Source organism: Micromonospora sp. HK10 (assembly GCF_000982955.1).
GTDB lineage: Bacteria > Actinomycetota > Actinomycetes > Mycobacteriales > Micromonosporaceae > Micromonospora.
This window is the reverse complement of record NZ_KQ058784.1, coordinates 1-508: the sequence shown is the minus strand read 5'-3', so window position 1 is coordinate 508 and position 508 is coordinate 1. Positions and strand designations below refer to the sequence as shown.

At 69.7% G+C, this 508-nt stretch carries 1 protein-coding gene; it reads left to right on the top strand.

Translation table 11 applies throughout. The annotated features are described in order from the left end of the window. Positions 1–508, top strand: a 508-nt coding sequence (locus LQ51_RS11580) for a M4 family metallopeptidase (RefSeq protein ID WP_046565009.1), incomplete at both ends; no start/stop codon positions are given.

Genomic DNA, 508 nt, shown 5'->3' with positions numbered 1-508 from the left:
AACCCGTCGCTGGACGGCGCGTCCGACTCCTGCTGGTCGACCAGCACCAAGAACAAGGACGTGCACTACTCGTCCGGCGTGGCGAACCACTTCTTCTTCAACCTCGCCGAGGGCACCGGCTCCACCGCGTACGGCACCTCGCCGGTCTGCGGCTCGGCGCCCGCGGTGACCGGCATCGGCCGCGCCAAGGCGGAGAAGATCTGGTACCGGGCGCTCGACGTCTACTTCACCTCGAACACCTCGTACGTCAACAACACCACCCCGTCCAACACCGCCCGGGCGTACAGCCTGAAGGCCGCCACCGACCTGTACGGCAACTGCTCGACCGAGTACAAGGCCGTCCAGGCGGCGTGGACCGCGGTGAACGTGGCCGGCAACGACGCGCCCTGCGGGTCGACCGGTAACGACTTCTCCGTCTCGCTCTCGCCGACCGCCGGCTCGGTGACCGCGGGCGGCTCGGTCGCCACCACCGTCGCCACCGCCACCACCAGTGGCACCGCGCAGACCG